This is a genomic window from Streptococcus sp. CF7_Ac1-8 (genome assembly GCF_024295435.1).
GTDB lineage: Bacteria > Bacillota > Bacilli > Lactobacillales > Streptococcaceae > Streptococcus > Streptococcus mitis_AP.
Genome location: NZ_JANCPI010000011.1, coordinates 37,234 through 57,265, shown reverse-complemented (window position 1 = coordinate 57,265; position 20,032 = coordinate 37,234). Strand labels below are relative to the sequence as shown.

Annotated in this window: 21 protein-coding genes, 1 tRNA gene and 1 other RNA gene; 18 read left to right on the top strand and 5 right to left on the bottom strand. The window is 41.4% G+C overall.

Annotated features, from left to right (window positions below; translation table 11 throughout):
* Positions 1 to 35: 35 nt before the first annotated feature.
* Both pdxS and pdxT read left to right on the top strand, forming a co-directional pair.
* Positions 36 to 911, top strand: a complete 876-nt coding sequence (gene pdxS, locus NMM26_RS06900) for a pyridoxal 5'-phosphate synthase lyase subunit PdxS (protein WP_254754064.1) — start codon at positions 36 to 38, stop codon at positions 909 to 911.
* Entirely contained in the window at positions 912 to 1,493 is a 582-nt protein-coding gene (gene pdxT / locus NMM26_RS06895; RefSeq protein ID WP_254754063.1) for a pyridoxal 5'-phosphate synthase glutaminase subunit PdxT, read from the top strand.
* Positions 1,494 to 1,513: 20 nt separating this feature from the next.
* Here the strand turns inward: pdxT and NMM26_RS06890 are convergent, their stop codons facing one another.
* Entirely contained in the window at positions 1,514 to 2,161 is a 648-nt protein-coding gene (locus NMM26_RS06890; protein WP_254754062.1) for a hemolysin III family protein, read from the bottom strand.
* Positions 2,158 to 2,604 (bottom strand): DUF1836 domain-containing protein, encoded by a 447-nt coding sequence (locus NMM26_RS06885; RefSeq protein WP_061589825.1) that lies wholly within the window; start codon positions 2,602 to 2,604, stop codon positions 2,158 to 2,160. The genes NMM26_RS06890 and NMM26_RS06885 overlap by 4 nt, the downstream gene beginning before the upstream one ends.
* A gap of 134 nt (positions 2,605 to 2,738) precedes the next feature.
* Here NMM26_RS06885 and NMM26_RS06880 point away from each other — a divergent pair, with 134 nt between their 5' ends.
* The 7 genes from NMM26_RS06880 to trxB all read left to right on the top strand — a co-directional run bounded on the left by NMM26_RS06880 (position 2,739) and on the right by trxB (position 7,091).
* Positions 2,739 to 3,233, top strand: a complete 495-nt coding sequence (locus tag NMM26_RS06880) for a GNAT family N-acetyltransferase (RefSeq protein WP_000405862.1) — start codon at positions 2,739 to 2,741, stop codon at positions 3,231 to 3,233.
* On the top strand, positions 3,233 to 3,742 hold the full coding sequence (locus tag NMM26_RS06875; RefSeq protein ID WP_001170331.1) for a methylated-DNA--[protein]-cysteine S-methyltransferase: 510 nt from the start codon (positions 3,233 to 3,235) through the stop codon (positions 3,740 to 3,742). The genes NMM26_RS06880 and NMM26_RS06875 overlap by 1 nt, the downstream gene beginning before the upstream one ends.
* Before the next feature lie 12 nt (positions 3,743 to 3,754).
* Positions 3,755 to 4,111 (top strand): arsenate reductase family protein, encoded by a 357-nt coding sequence (locus NMM26_RS06870; RefSeq protein WP_000889089.1) that lies wholly within the window; start codon positions 3,755 to 3,757, stop codon positions 4,109 to 4,111.
* 157 nt (positions 4,112 to 4,268) lie between these two features.
* Positions 4,269 to 5,069, top strand: coding sequence for an amino acid ABC transporter permease (locus tag NMM26_RS06865; protein WP_001103449.1), 801 nt, complete (start codon positions 4,269 to 4,271; stop codon positions 5,067 to 5,069).
* Positions 5,069 to 5,812 (top strand): amino acid ABC transporter ATP-binding protein, encoded by a 744-nt coding sequence (locus NMM26_RS06860; RefSeq protein WP_000590982.1) that lies wholly within the window; start codon positions 5,069 to 5,071, stop codon positions 5,810 to 5,812. The genes NMM26_RS06865 and NMM26_RS06860 overlap by 1 nt, the downstream gene beginning before the upstream one ends.
* 77 nt (positions 5,813 to 5,889) lie before the next feature.
* Positions 5,890 to 6,114, top strand: coding sequence for a DUF4059 family protein (locus NMM26_RS06855; protein ID WP_000926599.1), 225 nt, complete (start codon positions 5,890 to 5,892; stop codon positions 6,112 to 6,114).
* Positions 6,115 to 6,179: 65 nt separating this feature from the next.
* A complete protein-coding gene (gene trxB, locus NMM26_RS06850) occupies positions 6,180 to 7,091 on the top strand; it encodes a thioredoxin-disulfide reductase (RefSeq protein WP_000272299.1) in 912 nt (303 codons plus the stop codon).
* Between the two features lie 234 nt (positions 7,092 to 7,325).
* Here the strand turns inward: trxB and rlmB are convergent, their stop codons facing one another.
* Positions 7,326 to 8,054, bottom strand: a complete 729-nt coding sequence (gene rlmB, locus NMM26_RS06845) for a 23S rRNA (guanosine(2251)-2'-O)-methyltransferase RlmB (RefSeq protein ID WP_000855720.1) — start codon at positions 8,052 to 8,054, stop codon at positions 7,326 to 7,328.
* 44 nt (positions 8,055 to 8,098) lie between these two features.
* Positions 8,099 to 8,710: a peptide deformylase gene (gene def / locus NMM26_RS06840; RefSeq protein WP_001272956.1), complete on the bottom strand. Its 612-nt coding sequence runs from the start codon at positions 8,708 to 8,710 to the stop codon at positions 8,099 to 8,101.
* A gap of 174 nt (positions 8,711 to 8,884) precedes the next feature.
* Between def and NMM26_RS06835 the strand changes: the two genes are divergently transcribed.
* From NMM26_RS06835 to NMM26_RS06815, 5 genes are all read left to right on the top strand, one after another.
* The gene (locus NMM26_RS06835; protein ID WP_004241626.1) at positions 8,885 to 10,210 is read left to right on the top strand and encodes a CapA family protein; all 1,326 of its coding nucleotides are present in this window, start codon (positions 8,885 to 8,887) and stop codon (positions 10,208 to 10,210) included.
* Positions 10,211 to 10,231: 21 nt separating this feature from the next.
* On the top strand, positions 10,232 to 11,059 hold the full coding sequence (locus NMM26_RS06830; protein ID WP_000153519.1) for an HAD family hydrolase: 828 nt from the start codon (positions 10,232 to 10,234) through the stop codon (positions 11,057 to 11,059).
* Between the two features lies 1 nt (position 11,060).
* Positions 11,061 to 11,696 carry an SGNH/GDSL hydrolase family protein gene (locus NMM26_RS06825; protein WP_000290665.1) on the top strand — a complete coding sequence of 212 codons (636 nt, stop codon included), beginning with the start codon at positions 11,061 to 11,063 and terminating at the stop codon, positions 11,694 to 11,696.
* 61 nt (positions 11,697 to 11,757) lie between these two features.
* Positions 11,758 to 12,105, top strand: a transfer-messenger RNA (tmRNA) gene (gene ssrA, locus NMM26_RS06820).
* A gap of 257 nt (positions 12,106 to 12,362) precedes the next feature.
* Positions 12,363 to 13,697 (top strand): Nramp family divalent metal transporter, encoded by a 1,335-nt coding sequence (locus NMM26_RS06815; RefSeq protein ID WP_000094601.1) that lies wholly within the window; start codon positions 12,363 to 12,365, stop codon positions 13,695 to 13,697.
* Positions 13,698 to 13,775: 78 nt separating this feature from the next.
* On the opposite strand, the gene NMM26_RS06810 is transcribed toward NMM26_RS06815, so the two are convergent.
* Positions 13,776 to 13,863 (bottom strand) — tRNA-Ser (locus tag NMM26_RS06810).
* Between the two features lie 161 nt (positions 13,864 to 14,024).
* Here NMM26_RS06810 and NMM26_RS06805 point away from each other — a divergent pair.
* The 4 genes from NMM26_RS06805 (at position 14,025) to NMM26_RS06790 (ending at position 20,014) form a co-directional block, all read left to right on the top strand.
* On the top strand, positions 14,025 to 14,765 hold the full coding sequence (locus NMM26_RS06805) for a DeoR/GlpR family DNA-binding transcription regulator (RefSeq protein ID WP_049499468.1): 741 nt from the start codon (positions 14,025 to 14,027) through the stop codon (positions 14,763 to 14,765).
* On the top strand, positions 14,762 to 15,673 hold the full coding sequence (pfkB, locus tag NMM26_RS06800; protein ID WP_254754061.1) for a 1-phosphofructokinase: 912 nt from the start codon (positions 14,762 to 14,764) through the stop codon (positions 15,671 to 15,673). The genes NMM26_RS06805 and pfkB overlap by 4 nt, the downstream gene beginning before the upstream one ends.
* A complete protein-coding gene (locus tag NMM26_RS06795) occupies positions 15,670 to 17,622 on the top strand; it encodes a fructose-specific PTS transporter subunit EIIC (protein ID WP_254754060.1) in 1,953 nt (650 codons plus the stop codon). The genes pfkB and NMM26_RS06795 overlap by 4 nt, the downstream gene beginning before the upstream one ends.
* Before the next feature lie 88 nt (positions 17,623 to 17,710).
* Positions 17,711 to 20,014 carry a DNA translocase FtsK gene (locus tag NMM26_RS06790; protein WP_368406695.1) on the top strand — a complete coding sequence of 768 codons (2,304 nt, stop codon included), beginning with the start codon at positions 17,711 to 17,713 and terminating at the stop codon, positions 20,012 to 20,014.
* The last annotated feature ends 18 nt before the right edge of the window (positions 20,015 to 20,032 follow it).

Genomic DNA, 20,032 nt, shown 5'->3' with positions numbered 1-20,032 from the left:
TGGTAGCTACCAATATAAATAATGAGGATAAACAAATGACTGAAAATCGTTATGAACTAAATAAAAATTTGGCGCAGATGCTCAAGGGTGGAGTTATCATGGACGTTCAAAATCCTGAACAGGCCCGTATTGCAGAGGCTGCTGGTGCGGCTGCTGTTATGGCCTTGGAGCAGATTCCAGCTGATATTCGTGCAGCTGGTGGGGTTTCCCGTATGAGTGATCCAAAGATGATTAAGGAAATCCAAGAAGCGGTTAGCATTCCTGTTATGGCTAAGGTTAGAATTGGGCATTTTGTTGAAGCCCAGATTTTAGAGGCTATCGAAATTGATTATATCGATGAGAGTGAAGTTCTATCTCCAGCTGACGACCGTTTCCATGTGGATAAGAAAGAATTCCAAGTTCCTTTTGTCTGTGGAGCTAAGGACTTGGGTGAAGCCTTGCGTCGTATCGCTGAAGGTGCTTCTATGATTCGTACCAAAGGAGAACCGGGTACGGGGGATATTGTCCAAGCTGTTCGTCATATGCGTATGATGAATCAGGAAATTCGCCGAATTCAAAACCTACGTGAGGACGAACTTTATGTTGCTGCTAAGGATTTGCAAGTCCCTGTAGAATTGGTTCAATACGTACATGAACATGGGAAATTGCCAGTTGTAAACTTTGCAGCTGGAGGCGTTGCAACGCCAGCTGATGCTGCTTTGATGATGCAATTAGGGGCAGAGGGTGTCTTTGTCGGTTCAGGTATTTTTAAGTCAGGAGATCCTGTTAAACGAGCGAGTGCTATTGTCAAAGCGGTGACTAACTTCAGAAATCCTCAAATCCTAGCTCAAATCTCTGAAGATTTAGGAGAAGCCATGGTTGGTATCAATGAAAATGAAATTCAAATTCTCATGGCTGAGCGAGGAAAATAGATGAAAATCGGAATATTAGCCTTGCAAGGTGCCTTTGCAGAACATGCAAAAGTGCTAAATCAATTAGGAGTCGAGAGTGTTGAAATCAGAAATCTAGAGGATTTTCAGCAAGAACAGAGTGACTTGTCGGGTTTGATTTTGCCTGGTGGGGAGTCTACAACCATGGGCAAGCTCTTACGTGAGCAGGACATGCTGATTCCCATTCGAGAAGCAATTCTATCTGGCTTGCCAGTATTTGGAACCTGTGCGGGTTTAATTTTGCTAGCTAAGGAAATTACTTCTCATGAAGAGAGTCATCTAGGAACTATGGATATGGTGGTCGAGCGCAATGCTTATGGGCGCCAATTAGGAAGTTTCTATACGGAAGCAGAATGTAAGGGAGTTGGTCAGATTCCAATGACCTTTATTCGTGGTCCGATTATCAGCAGTGTTGGAGAAGATGTAGAAATTCTAGCAACAGTTGATAATCAAATCGTTGCAGCCCAAGAAAAAAATATGTTGGTAACTTCTTTTCATCCAGAATTGACTGATGATGTGCGCTTGCACCAGTACTTTATCAATATGTGTAAAGAAAAAAGTTGAGACTGAGTTTCTCAACTTTTTTACATGTAATAAACAATGGCGATATATTGGAGGGCAGATGCAGCTAGGATAAAGAGATGCCAAATCATATGGAAATAAGGTTTTTTCTTGGCGTAAAATGCAGCCCCAACTGTATAACAGAGTCCGCCAGTTACCATGAGACTCCAGAAAATGGGTGTCGTTTGACTAATAATGGCGGGTATGATTGCCAGAACCAACCAGCCCATAATCAGGTAAAGAGCAAGGCTAAATTTCTCATTGACCTTTTTAGCAAAGATTTTATAGAGAATACCAAAGATGGTCGTTCCCCACTGGATGGCAATTATTAGATAGCCAAACCAGTTATTCATCAAGGTTAATACGACGGGCGTATAAGAGCCTGCGATAGCCACATAAATCATCGAATGGTCAATGATTCGCAAGACATATTTGTGGGTCGAACCATAGGCCATAGAGTGATAAATGGTGGATGATAGAAACATTAGAAAGAGACTAATAACGAAAATGGAAACGCCGATAGATGATAAAAATCCGTGTACCTCATAACTATAGGTGGATGAAATGGGGAGTAAGATAAGCATGGTGACTGCACCTACGGCATGGGTCACGCTATTAGCAATCTCCTCTCCAAAACTGAGTTGTTTGCTGAGTTTAAGACTAGTGTTCATTGGATTACCTCCTCTTGAGTATGATGGATTAAGGCTAGGGTTTGATGATAGAGTTTAACGGTTTGACAGCTGGTTTGGATAATAGGGTTAGCTGGGTCAATACCTTGGTTCATGTAGTCCACAAAAGCATCGTAGAGTTGGTCTGAACTTGCTTGACTTTGTAGAGTATTAAGTGTCTGGGCTATTTCTTGAATAGAAAATACAGACTTAAGGGTTGTGATAGCAATCAAACGGGCAATCTGTTGGCGTTGGTATTTTTTCTTGTCAGGCTTTGTCAGGTAACCATGTTTCACATAATTGTTGACCATGGATGCTGTTAGGCCCTTGTCTTTATCAGGAGAGATAGGGGCGCAGACCTGATTGACATAGAGCAAAACCTGGTCTAGATAGAGGTCGATGTTTGGAATTTCTGCCCATTTGGGGTAAGAAAAGGTAGTTTTCATTTTCAACTCCTTTTTATCTAGTTTTTATAACTAGATTATAAAATAATAAAAACAGAAAGTCAAGTTTTAACTGCTTGTAGAAAGACTTAAATTATGCTATGATGGGAGAAACTAGTCAGAAATGAGGAGAAAAGATGGAAATTCGTTTAGCTTTTCCAAATGAAGTAGTTGCCATCATGCAGGTGATGGAGGATGCTAAAAAAAGTTTAGCAGCTGCTGGTAGTGACCAATGGCAAAATGGTTATCCAAATGCAGATGTTATCATAGATGATATTATCTCAGGTCAAGCCTACGTAGCCTTGGAAGAGGTAGAACTACTAGCTTATGCTGCTGTGACCAAGAGTCCAGAGGCAGCCTATGAAGCCATTTATGAAGGGAAATGGCAAGCTGGAGAGTCAGAGTACCTAGTCTTTCACCGTATTGCTGTGGCAGGAGATGCCCAGGGACAGGGAATTGCTCAAACCTTCTTAGAGGGCTTGATTGAAGGATTTGATTATCTAGATTTTCGCTCAGATACGCATGCTGAAAACAAGGTTATGCAACATATTTTTGAAAAACTTGGTTTTAAACGGGTTGGAAAGGTGCCGGTTGATGGGGAACGCTTGGCCTATCAAAAATTGAAGAAATAATGCAAAAGAAGTATGCAAAAATTCTCTACTCTTCGCCAATTGGCTCTTTTTCTCTTGTAGCTGATGACCATTATTTGTATGGAATTTGGATGCAAAAACAGAAGCATTTTGAGAGGGGATTAGGGGATGAAACGATAGAGGAAGTTGTTAGTCATCCTATCTTAAACCCAGTTATCACTTGCTTAGATGATTACTTTAAAGGCAAGTCTCAGGATTTATCTAACTTGCCCTTGGCTCCACTCGGAACAAATTTTGAAAAGCGAGTTTGGGACTATTTACAGGGAATTCCTTATGGTCATACAGTGACCTATGGACAAATAGCGAAAGACCTACAAGTGGATTCTGCCCAAGCAATTGGTGGAGCAGTGGGACGTAATCCTTGGTCTATCCTAGTACCTTGTCATCGTGTGTTGGGAGCAGACAAGCGTCTGACAGGTTATGCTGCAGGAGTAGAAAAGAAAGCTTGGCTCTTGGAGCATGAAGGCGCAGATTTTAAAGATATAAAATAGAAAGTGAAAGACATGTTAGAATTTATCGAATACCCAAAATGTTCAACTTGTAAAAAAGCAAAACAAGAATTAAACCAATTAGGTGTGGACTATAAAGCCGTTCATATTGTCGAAGAAACACCTAGCCAAGAAGTCATTTTAAACTGGCTAGAAACCTCAGGTTTCGAGTTGAAGCAATTTTTCAACACCAGTGGTATCAAATACCGTGAATTGGGGCTGAAAGATAAGGTAGGAAGCTTGTCAAACCAAGAAGCGGCTGAGTTGTTAGCAAGCGACGGTATGTTGTTAAAACGGCCAATTTTATTAGAAAATGGAACTGTTAAACAAATTGGTTATCGAAAAGCTTATGAAGAATTGGGATTGAAATAGTTTTTACTTATCTCTTTGATAGATAAAATATATAACCTCTCTGTTTCAAAGTATGATAAACTAGTATGTGGACAAAGTCTGTATCTGACCGTAGCAAATAATTTCATTGACGGCAGAAGTATGGTAGAATGAATCATTATCAGGAGAGGATGTTTTTATGAATGTTACAACGATTTTAGCATCAGATTGGTACCAAAACTTGATGCAATTGATTCCGGATGGCAAACTTTTTAGTCTGCGTTCGGTCTTTGATGGAATTCCGAGAATTGTCCAACAACTTCCAACAACGATTATGTTGACCATTGGTGGTGCTCTTTTTGGCTTGGTTTTGGCACTTCTTTTTGCCATTGTGAAAATCAATCGTGTTAAAATTTTATATCCCTTGCAGGCCTTCTTTGTTAGTTTCTTAAAAGGGACACCGATTTTGGTGCAACTCATGTTGACCTACTACGGAATTCCTTTGGCTTTGAAAGCTCTCAATCAGCAATGGGGGACTGGTCTCAATATCAATGCTATTCCAGCTGCAGCTTTTGCGATTGTCGCCTTTGCTTTTAATGAGGCAGCTTATGCTAGTGAAACCATTCGTGCAGCCATTCTCTCAGTTAATCCTGGTGAGATTGAGGCGGCACGCAGTCTGGGTATGACCCGAGCACAAGTTTATCGTCGAGTGATTATTCCAAATGCAGCAGTTGTGGCGACTCCAACCTTAATCAATTCCCTAATCGGCTTGACCAAGGGAACTTCCCTAGCCTTTAGTGCGGGTGTTGTGGAAGTCTTTGCCCAAGCTCAGATTTTGGGTGGTGCCGATTATCGTTATTTTGAACGCTTCATCTCCGTTGCCCTTGTTTATTGGGTAGTCAATATCGGAATTGAAAGCCTCGGTCGTTTCATTGAGAGAAAGATGGCTATTTCTGCACCTGATACAGTGCAAACAGATGTGAAAGGAGACCTTCGTTAATGATTAAGATTTCGAATTTAAGCAAATCCTTTTCAGGACAGACTGTCTTGGATCATCTGAACTTGGATATTCAAAAAGGGGAAGTTGTAGCCTTGATTGGTTCTTCAGGAGCTGGAAAATCAACCTTCCTTCGCAGTCTCAATTATCTTGAAACACCTGACAGTGGCTCTATTCAGATTGATGATTTCTCAGTTGATTTTTCTAAAATCACTCAAGAAGAAATCCTTGCCCTACGCCGTAAGCTGTCTATGGTTTTTCAACAGTTTAATTTGTTTGAACGTCGCACAGCACTTGATAATGTGAAGGAAGGCTTGGTTGTTGTCAAGAAATTATCTGACCAAGAAGCGACTAAGATTGCCAAGGAAGAGTTGGCTAAGGTTGGGCTTTCTGACCGTGAAAACCATTATCCTCGCCATTTATCAGGTGGACAAAAGCAACGGGTTGCCCTAGCGCGTGCGCTTGCTATGAAACCAGATGTCTTACTCTTAGACGAACCAACTTCAGCCCTTGACCCAGAATTGGTCGGTGAAGTAGAGAAGTCTATTGCAGATGCTGCTAAGTCAGGTCAGACCATGATTTTAGTCAGTCATGACATGTCCTTTGTAGCTCAAGTTGCGGATAAGATTCTCTTCCTAGATAAGGGGAAAATCATTGAGTCTGGAACACCGGATGAGATTATCCACCATCCTAAAGAAGAGCGAACAAAAGAATTCTTCGCTAGTTACAAACGGACTTATATTTGATATAATAGATAAAGAAAAACTCAGTTAGCTGGACTAGCTGAGTTTACTCTTTAAAAAAGATAGAAATGAGAGAAATCATGCTACTGCAACTATTTTCTTTATATTTCGAGAGTTTGATCTTGACCACCATCCTCGTCCTGATTTTTTTAGGGATTTGGATTGGACTGAGAGCCATGTCGGGAGTTGATAAGACAGCCAAGGCTCGCCAAGCCCATCTCTATGATATGATTATGATTGGTGTTTTGGTTGTTCCAGTATTATCCTTTGCGGTTATGAGTTTAATTCTTGTTTTCAAGGCATAATCCTTGCGTGATTGACAAGAAAGAGTTAGAATAAAGATAGTTACAACAAGAAAGAAGGAAACTATATGTACGATACTATTATTATCGGTGCTGGACCTGCAGGTATGACTGCAGCCTTGTATGCTGCTCGAAGCAATCTGAAAGTAGCCTTGATTGAAGGTGGTCTGCCAGGTGGTCAGATGAATAATACATCTGATATTGAAAATTACCCTGGATACGCTAATATTAGTGGGCCAGAATTGGCAGAAAAGATGTTTGAACCGCTTGAAAATCTTGGTGTTGAGCACATTTATGGTTATGTTGAAAATGTCGAAGACCATGGTGATTTTAAGAAAGTGATGACTGATGACCAAACATATGAAACTCGTACCGTTATCGTGGCGACTGGCTCTAAACACCGTCCTTTGGGAGTACCTGGAGAAGAAGAACTGAACAGTCGTGGTGTTTCTTACTGTGCCGTGTGTGATGGTGCTTTCTTCCGTGACCAAGATTTGTTGGTAGTTGGTGGCGGAGATTCAGCTGTCGAAGAAGCCCTCTTCTTGACTCGTTTTGCTAAGACTGTTACCATTGTTCACCGTCGTGACCAACTTCGTGCCCAAAAGGTTTTACAAGACCGCGCCTTTGCGAATGAGAAAATCAGCTTTATCTGGGATTCTGTAGTGAAGGAAATCAAGGGTGAAAACAGAGTAGAATCTGTCGTTTTTGAAAATGTGAAAACAGGTCAAGTGACAGAACAAGCCTTCGGTGGTGTCTTTATCTATGTTGGATTGGATCCTCTTAGCGATTTTGTTAAAGAATTGAATATCCAAGATCAGGCAGGTTGGATTGTGACAGATAACCACATGAAAACTGCAGTTGACGGTATCTTTGCAGTTGGAGATGTTCGCCAGAAAGACCTTCGTCAAGTGACAACAGCAGTTGGAGATGGAGCTATCGCTGGTCAAGAAGCTTATAAATTTATCACAGAACATAGTTAATACACTTCTAAAATCTCTTCAAACCACGTTAGCTTCGCTTTACCGTAGGTATGGGTACTGACTTCGTCAGTTCTATCCACAACTTCAAAACAGTGTTTTGAGCTGACTTCGTCAGTCTTATCTACAACCTCAAAGCAGTGCTTTGAGCTGTCTACAGCTAGCTTCCTAGTTTGCTCTTTGATTTTCATTGAGTATAATCATAAAAAGTTTCCAATCAGATGACTGGAAACTTTTTTATAGTCTATTTCGAAAAACTTCGTACATGAGGATGGCTGCAGCAACACTGGCATTGAGACTTTGAACATGTCCATTCATAGGAATGGTAATCATCTCATCAACTTGTTTTTTGATGTTGCTAGAGATGCCTTTTCCTTCATTTCCGATGATGAGGGCGATTTTCCCTTTTGTATTCCACTTGTGGCAAGGAGTCCCATTCATATCTGTTCCAAAGGTCCAGAAGCCTTCATCCTTGAGTTTGTCTAGAGTTTGGCTTAGATTGGTTACTCGGGCAATTGGAACATGCTCAATAGCACCTGTGGCTGTTTTAGCAACGACAGGAGTAACTCCGACAGCACGGTGCTTGGGAATGATGACTCCTGAAACATTGGTCGCATCAGCGGTTCTTAAGATGGAGCCTAAGTTGTGAGGATCAGTTAACCCGTCCAGAATCAATAGCAAAGGATTTTCTTCTTGGCGTGTTTTGGCAAGGATTTGGTCCAGCTCACTATAGGCAAATTCGGACACTCGTAGAACAAAACCTTGGTGGACAGCACCTTCAGTCATCTCAGAGAGGGATTTTTTTGAGGTCCAAGAAATGGATACCTTTTTTTCTGTAGCTAGTTCCTTGACTTTTTCAACATTCTTACCTCGTAGGTCTTCTTGGAGGTAGAGTTTGTTTCCAGTATTTGCAAGGAGGGCTTCGGTAACGGCGTGGATGCCATAGACAATATCATTTGTTTTCATGCCTCTATTATAACACAAAACCCCGTCTTGCAACGGGATTTTCTTTATTCTAGAATTAGTAAACCATCTTTAACTGCAAATGGGTCTTTTTCATTGATACGATCGTAAAACATGATACCGTTAATGTGGTCAATTTCATGCTGAACAACGATGGAGTTGTAGCCTTTGAGCTTGATACGGTGTTTTTCTCCATCCTTGTCAAAGTAGTCAACCGTAACGCGAGCATGGCGGACTACATAGCCAGGTACGTTGCGATCAACAGACAGACAACCTTCTCCTTCACCAAGAGCAGCGTCTTGAACTGAGTGAGAGACGATTTTTGGATTGTACATAATAGCTTGCAAGTCGTAAGCTTCCTGTGGGGTTTCGCCTTCTTCGACAATGTTTGGCACCAAAACAGCGATAATACGTTTTGAGATATCTAATTGAGGAGCAGCAAGTCCAACCCCACCTCGGAGCCCCATTTTCTCAGCCATGACAGGATCTTGGGAATGTTTCAGGAATTGCATCATCTTTTCGCCAAGAATGATTTCCTGGTCAGACAAGGGGAAAGTAACTTCCTCAGCAACCGCGCGTAGAGTTGGGTTTCCCTCGCGGATAATATCGTTCATATCAATTAAATGAGCAGCTTTTGTAATACGTTCTATTGCAGACATTTTCTCTCCTTTCATTACCTCTACATGATATCACAAAATGACAAGGATTGAAAGCATTACGGCATTGAGCTTTTATAGAAAATGCCTAGTAGGTTCGATTCAATTGTGAAAGAATTACTTATCTGTGATATAATAAAAAGAAAAGGCTTGCATTAGAAAGTAGGGAGAATGAAGATGCAAAGAAGACAAGATCGAAATCAGCGTGGTTCAGCTTTTCGTTTTATGAGGGGTTTGGTAAACTTTTTTAGGAGTTATCGCAAGTGGAGTAATAAAGGATTTGTGGCCATACTCTTGCTAGCAGTTGCTTTATCAATGGGCTTGGTCTTGTTGTTTGAAAGCTTCCAAGGAATCCCTTTAACCAGTCAAAAAAAGGATGCCATTTCTCAAGAAGCAAATAAGACGAACCAAAATGCTAAAGATCAGGACGAGGAGAAAACTGCTAGAATTATGGCCAACGGGGACCTCCTCTATCACATTCCCATCTATCGTTCTGCTTTAAAAGAAGATGGGACCTATGATTTCCATGAAAATTTTGAATATGTAAAACCATGGCTCAAACAAGCAGACTTGATTTTAGGTGATTTTGAAGGTACTGTGAATAAGGACCACTATTTGGCTGGTTATCCGCTATTTAATGCACCTGGAGAAGTCATGGATGCCATCAAGGATGCCGGTTATCAAGTGCTAGACTTGGCGCATAACCATATCCTAGATTCACAAATAGAAGGTGTGGTTTCAACAGCAGATGCTATTGAAAAGGCAGGAATGACACCTATTGGAGTGTATACGCATGAGTCACGTGATCAAGCTCCACTGGTTATTAAGGAAGTGAACGGTATCAAGGTTGCACTTTTGGCCTATTCTTATGGTTTTAATGGAATTGAGCAAAGTATTTCTCAAGAAGACTATACCCGCTATCTTTCAGACCTAAATGAAGACAAGATGAAGGCTGAAATTGAACGGGCAGAGAAGGAAGCGGATATCACCATTATCATGCCTCAGATGGGTGTGGAGTATCGCTTGGAACCAACTGAAGAACAAAAGGCTCTTTATCACAAGATGATTGATTGGGGAGCTGATATTATCTTTGGAGGGCACCCTCACGTAGTTGAACCATCTGAAACGGTTGAAAAAGATGGGGACAAGAAACTCATTATCTATTCAATGGGGAACTTCATTTCCAATCAACGAATTGAAACCATGCAAGATGAAGAGAATGCTAAGTGGACAGAGCGTGGCGTGCTCATGGATGTGACTGTTAAGAAAAAAGCCGGTAAGACGACAATCGAAACTGCCAAAGCGCATCCTTCTTGGGTAAACCGTACACCAAAAGGAACCTATTCTCCAGAAGGTTATCCACTATTCCTATACCAAACTTATATCTTAGAAGATTTTATCGAGGGTGGTAGTCATCGTGACCAGTTAGATGAAGCGACTAAGGAACGAATTGATACAGCCTACAAAGAAATGAACGAACATGTGGGATTGAAGTGGGACTAGCTTGAATCCAGAGGAAAGTAAATGACGATTAAGGTAATTGCAACAGATATGGATGGGACCTTGCTGGATGCTAGAGGCCAGCTTGATCTCCCACGTTTGGAAAAGATTTTAGATCAGTTGGATCAAAGGGGTATTCGTTTTGTCATTGCGACTGGGAATGAAATTCACCGCATGAGGCAACTACTGGAGCACTTGGTCGATCGGGTGGTTCTGGTTGTTGCAAACGGTGCTCGTATTTTTGAAAACAATGAACTGATTCAGGCTCAGACTTGGGATGATGCCATTGTCGATAAGGCTTTGGCTCATTTTAAGGGTCGAGCGTGTCAGGATCAGTTTGTTGTAACGTCTATGAAGGGTGGTTTCGTCAAAGAAGGTACGATTTTTACAGACCTTGAAAGTTTTATGACTCCAGAAATGATTGAAAAATTCTACCAACGGATGCAATTTGTGGACGAATTAACCTCTGACCTCTTTGGTGGTGTGCTCAAGATGAGTATGGTTGTTGGTGAGGAACGTTTGAGTTCGGTCTTGGAAGAAATCAATGACCTCTTTGATGGCCGTGTTCGTGCTGTATCGAGTGGCTATGGTTGCATTGATATCCTTCAAGCTGGAATTCATAAAGCATGGGGCTTGGAAGAATTACTCAAGCGCTGGGACTTGACCTCCCAACAAATCATGGCTTTTGGTGACAGTGAAAATGATGTTGAAATGCTTGAAATGGCTGGAATTGCCTATGCGATGGAAAATGCTGATGATAAAGCCAAAGCTGTGGCTACTGCTCTAGCGCCAGCCAATAGCCAAGGAGGAGTTTATCAAATCTTGGAAAACTGGTTAGAAAAAGGAGAATGAAGTGGCAGTACAGTTATTAGAAAATTGGTTACTAAAGGAACAAGAAAAAATCCAAACCAAGTATCGTCACTTAAATCAGGTTTCTGTTGTAGAGCCAGACATTCTTTTTATTGGGGATTCTATTGTCGAATATTATCCTCTGCAGGAACTATTTGGGACTTCGAAGACGATTGTCAATCGAGGCATTCGAGGGTATCAGACAGGGCTGTTATTAGAAAATCTAGATGCGCATCTGTACGGTGGAGCAGTAGATAAAATTGTCCTTTTGATTGGGACAAATGATATCGGAAAAGATGTGCCTGTGAATGAGGCTCTCAATAACCTCGAAGCTATCATACAATCCATTGCTCGCGATTATCCATTGACTGAGATTAAATTGCTTTCTATTTTGCCAGTCAATGAGGGAGAAGAGTACAAGCAGACAGTCTATATCCGCACGAATGAAAAAATTCAGAAATGGAATCAAGCCTATCAAGAGCTTGCTTCTGCCTATATGCAGGTAGAATTTGTGCCAGTTTTTGATAGTTTGACAGACCAGGCAGGTCAACTCAAAAAAGATTATACAACTGATGGGTTGCACCTTAGTGTTGCTGGTTATCAGGTTTTGACAAAATCTTTGAAAGACTATCTTTTGTAGTTAATTGCTTTCCTTTTTGCATTTTTGTGTTAGATAAGGTATAATGGTTTTATTGTCTTTTGGGGTCGTTACGGATTCGACAGGCATTATGAGGCATATTTTGCGACTCGTGTGGCGACGTAAACGCTCAGTTAAATATAACTGCAAAAAATAACACTTCTTACGCTCTAGCTGCCTAAAAACCAGCAGGCGTGACCCGATTTGGATTGCTCGTGTTCAATGACAGGTCTTATTATTAGCGAGATACGATCAAGCCTTGTCTAGCGGCTTGATAAGAGATTGATAGACTCGCGGTTTCTAGGCTTGAGTTATGTGTCGAGGGACTGTTAAACGAATACATAACCTATGGTTGTAGACAAATATGTTAGCAGATGTTTGGACGTGGGTTCGACTCCCACCGGCTCCATTGATAATTTACATTGTTTTGTAAATCTTTCTAAAACGTTGTTTTTACAACATTTTGTTGTATCCTAAATATTAAATCAAGTCCTGAATTTTCTTAAGTTTTTATCATATTTTCTGTTATAATTAAGGTGCCTTAAGAAAAATAATGAAAAAACTAAATGTTTTTCATATAGTTTTCATTGTTTTAATAGTTTAAAGTCAATCTTATTTTTCTCTAATAGAAAATAATGAAAAAGTAGGTTTAGAAAGAGGTAAGTATCTATGTCTTCTCATAAAAAAGTGTCACTCTCTGAGATTAATCAATCTATCGATACTCCAAATAACAATCATTTCTGGCAAAATTTAAATGCCTTTTTAGGTCCGGGTGCTCTTGTCGCAGTTGGTTATATGGATCCAGGAAACTGGATTACCAGTGTAGTCGGTGGTGCTTCCTATAAGTATAGTCTCTTGTTTGTTATCTTGATTTCATCTCTCATTGCCATGCAACTTCAGCAGATGGCAGGAAAGCTTGGTATTGTAACCCAGATGGACCTGGCTCAAGCAACGGCTCATCATTCACCTAAATGGCTTCGTTATAGTCTATGGGTGATTTTAGAATTAGCCTTGATGGCGACAGATCTGGCAGAAGTTCTAGGTTCAGCGATTGCTCTCAATCTTCTCTTTAAGATTCCGATTATGATAGCAATTCTCTTGACCGTGTTGGATGTTTTTCTCTTATTGCTTCTGATGAAATTTGGCTTTAAGAAGATTGAAGCTATTGTGACAACACTGATTTTAACCATTCTAGCAATTTTTACCTATCTGGTAGCTTTGTCACATCCAAGCTTCCAAGGAATCGTTGAGGGTTATCTACCGAATGCAACCTTATTTGAAAGTCCCTTGCCAGGGCATGAAAGTCAATTAACCTTGGCACTAGGGATCGTGGGAGCAACGGTTATGCCCCATAACCTCTATTTGCATTCTTCCTTGTCTCAAACTCGGAAAATCAATCACAAGGACAAGAATGATGTTCGAAAAGCCGTGCGCTTTATGACCTGGGATTCAAATCTCCAATTATCCTTGGCCTTTGTGGTTAACTCCCTTCTATTAATTCTCGGGGCGGCTCTCTTTTTCGGCCATGCATCTGAGATTTCTGCCTTCTCTCAAATGTATAATGCCTTGCAGGATTCTACTATTGCAGGAGCTATAGCTAGCTCGACCTTATCAACCTTGTTTGCCTTGGCTTTATTAGCCAGTGGTCAAAATTCGACAATTACGGGTACCTTGACTGGACAAATCGTTATGGAAGGTTTCTTGCATATGAGATTACCTCAATGGTTCATTCGTTTGGCAACTCGTCTCTTTGCCTTGTTGCCTGTCATGATTGTAGCGGTTCTGTTTGGTCATCAGGAAAAAACATTGGATCAGTTATTGGTTTATTCACAAGTCTTTCTTTCGATTGCTCTTCCATTTTCAATCTTCCCACTGATTTATCTAACTTCTAAGAAATCACTGATGGGAGAATTTACCAATGCCAAATGGAATACCATCCTTGGCTATATCGTTTCCATTATCTTAACAATTCTCAATGTGAAATTGTTATTTGATATTTTCTAAGAAATTCACCCGAGTTATAAAACAAGCATATAAGAAAAAAGATACCCAAGATTTCTTGGGTATCTTTTTTAAAATAAACGGAAGACATGGGATTCGAACCCACGCACGCTGTTACACGCCTACCGCGTTTCCAACACGGCCTCTTAAGCCTCTTGAGTAATCTTCCAATACTTACTCAAATAGTCTACCATAAAGCCACTTATCTTGCAATAAAAATTCTGGAAATGAGAAAAATGATAGATTTTGAAAGAAAATGATAAAAAATGCTTGACTTTGAAAGGGAGTGTGATAGAATGAATAGTGTAAACGATAACAGGAGGTGATTCAGTGTTAAAAACAGAGCGGAAACAACTGATTTTAGAGGAGTTAAATCAACATCATGTAGTTTCTCTAGAGAAATTAGTTAGTTTGCTAGAAACGTCAGAATCAACGGTTCGAAGAGACTTGGATGAGTTGGAAGCAGAAAACAAGCTTCGTCGCGTACATGGTGGAGCAGAATTGCCCCATTCCTTGCAGGAAGAAGAAACCATTCAAGAAAAATCTGTCAAAAACCTTCAAGAGAAGAAGTTGTTAGCTCAGAAGGCGGCCTCTCTCATCAAGGAACAAGATGTCATCTTTATCGATGCTGGAACAACAACTGCCTTTTTGATTCATGAATTGGGCAATAAGAATGTTACAGTCGTGACCAACTCGATTCACCATGCTGCTCAGTTGGTTGAAAAGCAGATTCCAACTGTCATGGTTGGAGGAAGTGTCAAGATGGCGACAGATGCTAGCATAGGGGGCGTTGCTCTTAACCAGATTAACCAATTGCACTTTGACCGTGCCTTTATCGGAATGAATGGTGTGGACGATGGCTATTATACGACTCCTGATATGGAGGAGGGAGCTGTTAAGCGTGCTATTTTAGAGAATGCCAAACAGACCTATGTCTTGGTGGATTCGTCAAAAATTGGACAAACTTGCTTTGCCAAAGTAGCACCACTCAAACGAGCTATTGTTATCACAAGTCAAGGGCATGAGCTCTTGCAGGCTATTAAGGAGAAAACGGAGGTAATAGAAGTATGATTTATACAGTCACACTCAATCCATCTATTGATTATATCGTTCGTTTGGACCAAGTCCAAGTCGGTAGTGTCAATCGTATGGACAGTGATGATAAGTTTGCTGGAGGGAAAGGAATCAATGTCAGTCGTGTTTTGAAACGTTTGGATATACCCAATACTGCGACGGGATTTATCGGAGGCTTTACTGGTAAATTTATCACAGATACTTTAGCAGAGGAAGAAATCGAGACACGTTTTGTCCAAGTATCAGAAGATACTCGTATCAATGTTAAAATCAAAGCAGACCAAGAGACAGAAATCAATGGGACTGGTCCAACTGTTGAGCCGGATCAGCTAGAAGAATTGAAAGCTATTTTATTTAGTCTGACAGCAGAAGATATAGTTGTCTTTGCAGGTTCAAGTACTAAAAATCTAGGCAATGCCATCTACAAGGATCTAATTGCCTTGACACGCAAGACTGGTGCGCAAGTCGTTTGTGATTTTGAAGGACAGACCTTGATTGATAGTTTGGACTACCAGCCACTTTTGGTCAAACCAAACAATCATGAACTTGGAGCGATTTTTGGAGTGAAACTCGAAAGTTTAGATGAAATTGAGAAATACGCTCGTGAGTTACTGGCTAAAGGTGCTCAAAACGTCATTATTTCTATGGCTGGTGACGGTGCTCTTCTTGTCACATCTGAGGGAGCTTACTTCGCAAAACCTATCAAGGGAACAGTCAAAAATTCAGTTGGAGCTGGTGACTCTATGGTTGCTGGATTTACAGGTGAATTTGTCAAATCAAAAGACGCAGTAGAAGCCTTCAAATGGGGAGTTGCTTGTGGAACGGCAACTACCTTCTCGGATGACTTGGCAACAGCAGAATTTATTAAAGAAACATATGAAAAAGTTGAGGTAGAAAAACGATGAAAATTCAAGACCTATTGAGAAAAGATGTCATGTTGCTGGATTTGCAGGCAACTGAAAAAACAGCTGTCATCGAAGAAATGATTAAAAGTTTGGTAGATCACGGTTATGTGACAGATTTTGAAACATTTAAAGAAGGTATTTTGGCACGTGAAGCTTTGACTTCTACAGGTTTGGGTGACGGAATCGCTATGCCTCACAGCAAAAATGCTGCTGTCAAAGAAGCAACGGTTCTCTTTGCTAAGTCAAACAAGGGTGTTGACTATGAGAGCTTGGACGGGCAAGCAACTGATCTCTTCTTCATGATTGCGGCTCCAGAAGGTGCCAATGACACTCACTTGGCAGCCTTGGCAGAATTGTCTCAATACTTGATGAAAGATGGTTTTGCTGACAAACTCCGTCAAGCAACATCAGCTGACCAAGTCATTGAACTTTTTGACCAAGCTTCAGAAAAAACTGAGGAACTTGTTCAAGTGCCTGCAAATGAAACTGGTGACTTTATCGTAGCTGTTACAGCTTGTACAACAGGTATCGCCCACACATACATGGCTCAAGAAGCCCTTCAAAAAGTGGCTGCTGAAATGGGTGTTGGAATTAAGGTCGAAACCAACGGTGCTAGCGGTGTTGGTAACCAACTAACTGCGGAAGACATTCGTAAGGCTAAAGCTGTTATCATCGCGGCAGACAAGGCAGTTGAAATGGATCGTTTCGACGGTAAACCATTAATCAATCGTCCAGTTGCTGACGGTATCCGTAAGACAGAAGAGTTAATTAACTTGGCTCTTTCAGGAGATGCTGAAGTTTATCGTGCTGCTAATGGAACAAAAGCTACAACAGCCTCTAACGAAAAACAAAGTCTTGGTGGTGCCTTCTACAAACACTTGATGAGTGGTGTATCGCAAATGTTGCCATTTGTTATTGGCGGTGGTATCATGATTGCCCTTGCCTTCTTGATTGACGGTGCTTTGGGTGTTCCAAATGAAAATCTTGGTAATCTTGGTTCCTACCATGAGCTAGCTTCTATGTTCATGAAAATTGGTGGAGCTGCCTTTGGTTTGATGCTTCCAGTCTTTGCAGGTTATGTTGCCTACTCTATCGCTGAAAAACCAGGTTTGGTAGCAGGTTTCGTGGCTGGTGCTATTGCCAAAGAAGGTTTTGCCTTTGGTAAAATTCCTTATGCCGCAGGTGGTGAAGCAACTTCAACTCTTGCAGGTGTCTCATCTGGTTTCCTAGGTGCCCTTGTTGGTGGATTTATAGCAGGTGCCTTGGTTCTTGCTATCAAGAAATACGTTAAAGTTCCTCGTTCACTTGAAGGTGCAAAATCAATCCTTCTCTTGCCACTTCTTGGGACAATCTTGACAGGATTTGTCATGCTAGCTGTTAATATCCCAATGGCAGCAATCAACACTGCTATGAATGACTTCCTAGGTGGTCTTGGAGGAGGTTCAGCTGTCCTTCTTGGTATCGTCCTTGGTGGAATGATGGCTGTTGACATGGGTGGACCAGTTAACAAAGCGGCTTATGTCTTTGGTACAGGTACGCTTGCAGCTACTGTTTCTTCAGGTGGTTCTGTGGCTATGGCAGCAGTTATGGCTGGAGGAATGGTGCCACCACTTGCTATCTTTGTCGCAACTCTTCTTTTCAAAGATAAATTTACCAAAGAAGAACGTAACTCTGGTTTGACAAACATCATCATGGGCTTGTCATTTATCACTGAGGGAGCGATTCCATTTGGTGCCGCTGACCCAGCTCGTGCTATCCCAAGTTTTATCCTTGGTTCAGCAGTAGCAGGTGGGCTCGTTGGTCTTACTGGTATCAAACTTATGGCGCCACACGGAGGAATCTTCGTGATCGCCCTTACTTCAAATGCTCTCCTTTACCTCGTTTCTGTCTTGGTAGGAGCAATTGTAAGTGGTGTGGTTTATGGTTACCTACGCAAACCACAAGCATAAAAATTAGATAGAAAATAAAAAGATTGGACCGTTTGGTGCAGTCTTTTTCTCTTTCCGAAATACCTGTGAAATATGGTATAATAGAAGAATGGCAAACAAGAATACAAGTAAAACAAGACGGAGACCGTCTAAAGCAGAACTCGAAAGAAAAGAAGCGATTCAACGAATGTTGATTTCGTTGGTAATCGCGCTTTTATTGATTTTCGCAACCTTCAAATTAGGGGCTGCAGGTATAACCCTGTACAATTTAATTCGCTTATTGGTGGGTAGCCTAGCTTATCTGGCAATATTTGGTATCCTACTCTATCTCTTCTTCTTCAAGTGGATACGAAAACAGGAAGGACTCTTATCAGGATTTTTCACCATATTTGCAGGTTTGCTCTTGATTTTTGAGGCCTACTTAGTTTGGAAATATGGTTTGGACAAGTCGGTCTTAAAAGGAACCATGGCTCAGGTTGTGACTGATTTGACTGGTTTTCGAACGACCAGTTTTGCTGGAGGTGGCTTGATTGGTGTTGGCCTTTATGTGCCAACAGCCTTTCTCTTCTCAAATATCGGTACTTACTTTATTGGTTCTATCTTGATTTTAGTAGGTGCTCTCCTAGTCAGTCCTTGGTCTGTTTATGATATTGCTGAATTTTTCAGTAGAGGCTTTGCCAAATGGCGGGAAGGGCATGATCGTCGAAAAGAGGAACGCTTTGTCAAACAAGAAGAAAAATCTCGTCAAAAGGCTGAGGAAGAGGCTAGATTAGAAAAAGAAAAGGCCGAAAAAGCCTTACTCGATATGCCTCCTATTGATATGGAAACGGGTGAAATTCTGACAGAAGATGTTGTGCTTGACGTTCCACCTGTTCCGGAAGAAGAGTGGATAGAACCAGAAATCATCCTGCCTCAAGCTGAACTTGAATTCGCTGAACAGGAAGATGGCTCTGATGATGAAGATGTTCAGGTCGATTTTTCAGCCAAGGAGGCTCTTGAATATAAACTTCCAAGCTTACAACTCTTTGCCCCAGATAAACCAAAAGACCAGTCTAAAGAGAAGAAAATCGTTCGTGAAAACATCAAAATCCTAGAAGAAACCTTTGCTAGTTTTGGTATTAAGGTAACGGTTGAACGGGCTGAAATTGGGCCGTCAGTAACCAAGTATGAAGTCAAGCCAGCAGTCGGTGTACGGGTTAACCGCATTTCCAATCTAGCAGATGACCTCGCTCTAGCCTTGGCAGCCAAGGATGTCCGAATCGAAGCACCTATCCCAGGGAAATCTTTAGTGGGAATCGAAGTACCTAACTCCGAGATTGCGACAGTTTCTTTCCGCGAACTATGGGAACAATCTCAAACAAAAGCAGAAAATCTCTTGGAAATTCCTCTAGGAAAGGCAGTTAATGGCACCGCAAGAGCTTTTGACCTTTCCAAGATGCCCCACTTGCTAGTTGCAGGTTCAACGGGTTCAGGGAAGTCGGTAGCAGTTAACGGCATTATCGCTAGCATCCTTATGAAGGCTAGACCTGATCAAGTTAAATTTATGATGGTCGACCCCAAGATGGTTGAATTGTCCGTTTACAATGATATTCCCCATCTCTTGATTCCAGTTGTGACCAATCCACGTAAGGCAAGCAAGGCCCTTCAAAAGGTAGTGGATGAGATGGAAAATCGTTATGAACTCTTTGCCAAGGTGGGAGTTCGGAATATTGCAGGCTTTAATGCCAAGGTAGAAGAGTTTAATACCCAGTCTGAGTACAAGCAGGTTCCGCTACCTCTCATTGTCGTGATTGTAGATGAGTTGGCTGACCTCATGATGGTGGCCAGCAAGGAAGTAGAAGATGCCATTATCCGTTTGGGACAGAAGGCGCGTGCTGCTGGTATCCACATGATTCTTGCAACCCAGCGCCCATCTGTTGACGTCATCTCTGGTCTGATCAAGGCCAATGTTCCTTCTCGTGTCGCTTTCGCAGTTTCATCAGGGACAGACTCCCGTACGATTTTGGATGAAAATGGAGCTGAGAAACTGCTTGGCCGAGGTGACATGCTCTTTAAACCGATTGATGAAAATCATCCAGTTCGTCTCCAAGGCTCCTTTATCTCGGATGATGATGTTGAACACATCGTAAACTTCATTAAGGCTCAGGCAGATGCGGACTACGATGAGAGTTTTGATCCGGGAGAAGTTTCTGAAAATGAAGGAGAATTTTCAGATGGTGAATCTGGTGGTGATCCGCTTTTTGAAGAAGCCAAGGCTTTGGTAATCGAAACTCAGAAAGCCAGCGCATCTATGATTCAGCGTCGTTTGTCAGTTGGATTTAACCGTGCGACCCGTCTCATGGAAGAGCTTGAAATGGCAGGTGTCATTGGTCCAGCTGAAGGTACCAAACCAAGAAAAGTTTTACAACAATAAAAAAATAGCTTCTTTCCA

Coding starts and splice junctions, on each gene's coding strand:
- pdxS (WP_254754064.1), top strand. CDS start 36: ATGACTGAAAATCGTTATGAACTAAATAAAAATTTGGCGCAGATGCTC.
- pdxT (WP_254754063.1), top strand. CDS start 912: ATGAAAATCGGAATATTAGCCTTGCAAGGTGCCTTTGCAGAACATGCA.
- NMM26_RS06890 (WP_254754062.1), bottom strand. CDS start 2,161: ATGAACACTAGTCTTAAACTCAGCAAACAACTCAGTTTTGGAGAGGAG.
- NMM26_RS06885 (WP_061589825.1), bottom strand. CDS start 2,604: ATGAAAACTACCTTTTCTTACCCCAAATGGGCAGAAATTCCAAACATC.
- NMM26_RS06880 (WP_000405862.1), top strand. CDS start 2,739: ATGGAAATTCGTTTAGCTTTTCCAAATGAAGTAGTTGCCATCATGCAG.
- NMM26_RS06875 (WP_001170331.1), top strand. CDS start 3,233: ATGCAAAAGAAGTATGCAAAAATTCTCTACTCTTCGCCAATTGGCTCT.
- NMM26_RS06870 (WP_000889089.1), top strand. CDS start 3,755: ATGTTAGAATTTATCGAATACCCAAAATGTTCAACTTGTAAAAAAGCA.
- NMM26_RS06865 (WP_001103449.1), top strand. CDS start 4,269: ATGAATGTTACAACGATTTTAGCATCAGATTGGTACCAAAACTTGATG.
- NMM26_RS06860 (WP_000590982.1), top strand. CDS start 5,069: ATGATTAAGATTTCGAATTTAAGCAAATCCTTTTCAGGACAGACTGTC.
- NMM26_RS06855 (WP_000926599.1), top strand. CDS start 5,890: ATGCTACTGCAACTATTTTCTTTATATTTCGAGAGTTTGATCTTGACC.
- trxB (WP_000272299.1), top strand. CDS start 6,180: ATGTACGATACTATTATTATCGGTGCTGGACCTGCAGGTATGACTGCA.
- rlmB (WP_000855720.1), bottom strand. CDS start 8,054: ATGAAAACAAATGATATTGTCTATGGCATCCACGCCGTTACCGAAGCC.
- def (WP_001272956.1), bottom strand. CDS start 8,710: ATGTCTGCAATAGAACGTATTACAAAAGCTGCTCATTTAATTGATATG.
- NMM26_RS06835 (WP_004241626.1), top strand. CDS start 8,885: ATGCAAAGAAGACAAGATCGAAATCAGCGTGGTTCAGCTTTTCGTTTT.
- NMM26_RS06830 (WP_000153519.1), top strand. CDS start 10,232: ATGACGATTAAGGTAATTGCAACAGATATGGATGGGACCTTGCTGGAT.
- NMM26_RS06815 (WP_000094601.1), top strand. CDS start 12,363: ATGTCTTCTCATAAAAAAGTGTCACTCTCTGAGATTAATCAATCTATC.
- pfkB (WP_254754061.1), top strand. CDS start 14,762: ATGATTTATACAGTCACACTCAATCCATCTATTGATTATATCGTTCGT.
- NMM26_RS06795 (WP_254754060.1), top strand. CDS start 15,670: ATGAAAATTCAAGACCTATTGAGAAAAGATGTCATGTTGCTGGATTTG.
- NMM26_RS06790 (WP_368406695.1), top strand. CDS start 17,711: ATGGCAAACAAGAATACAAGTAAAACAAGACGGAGACCGTCTAAAGCA.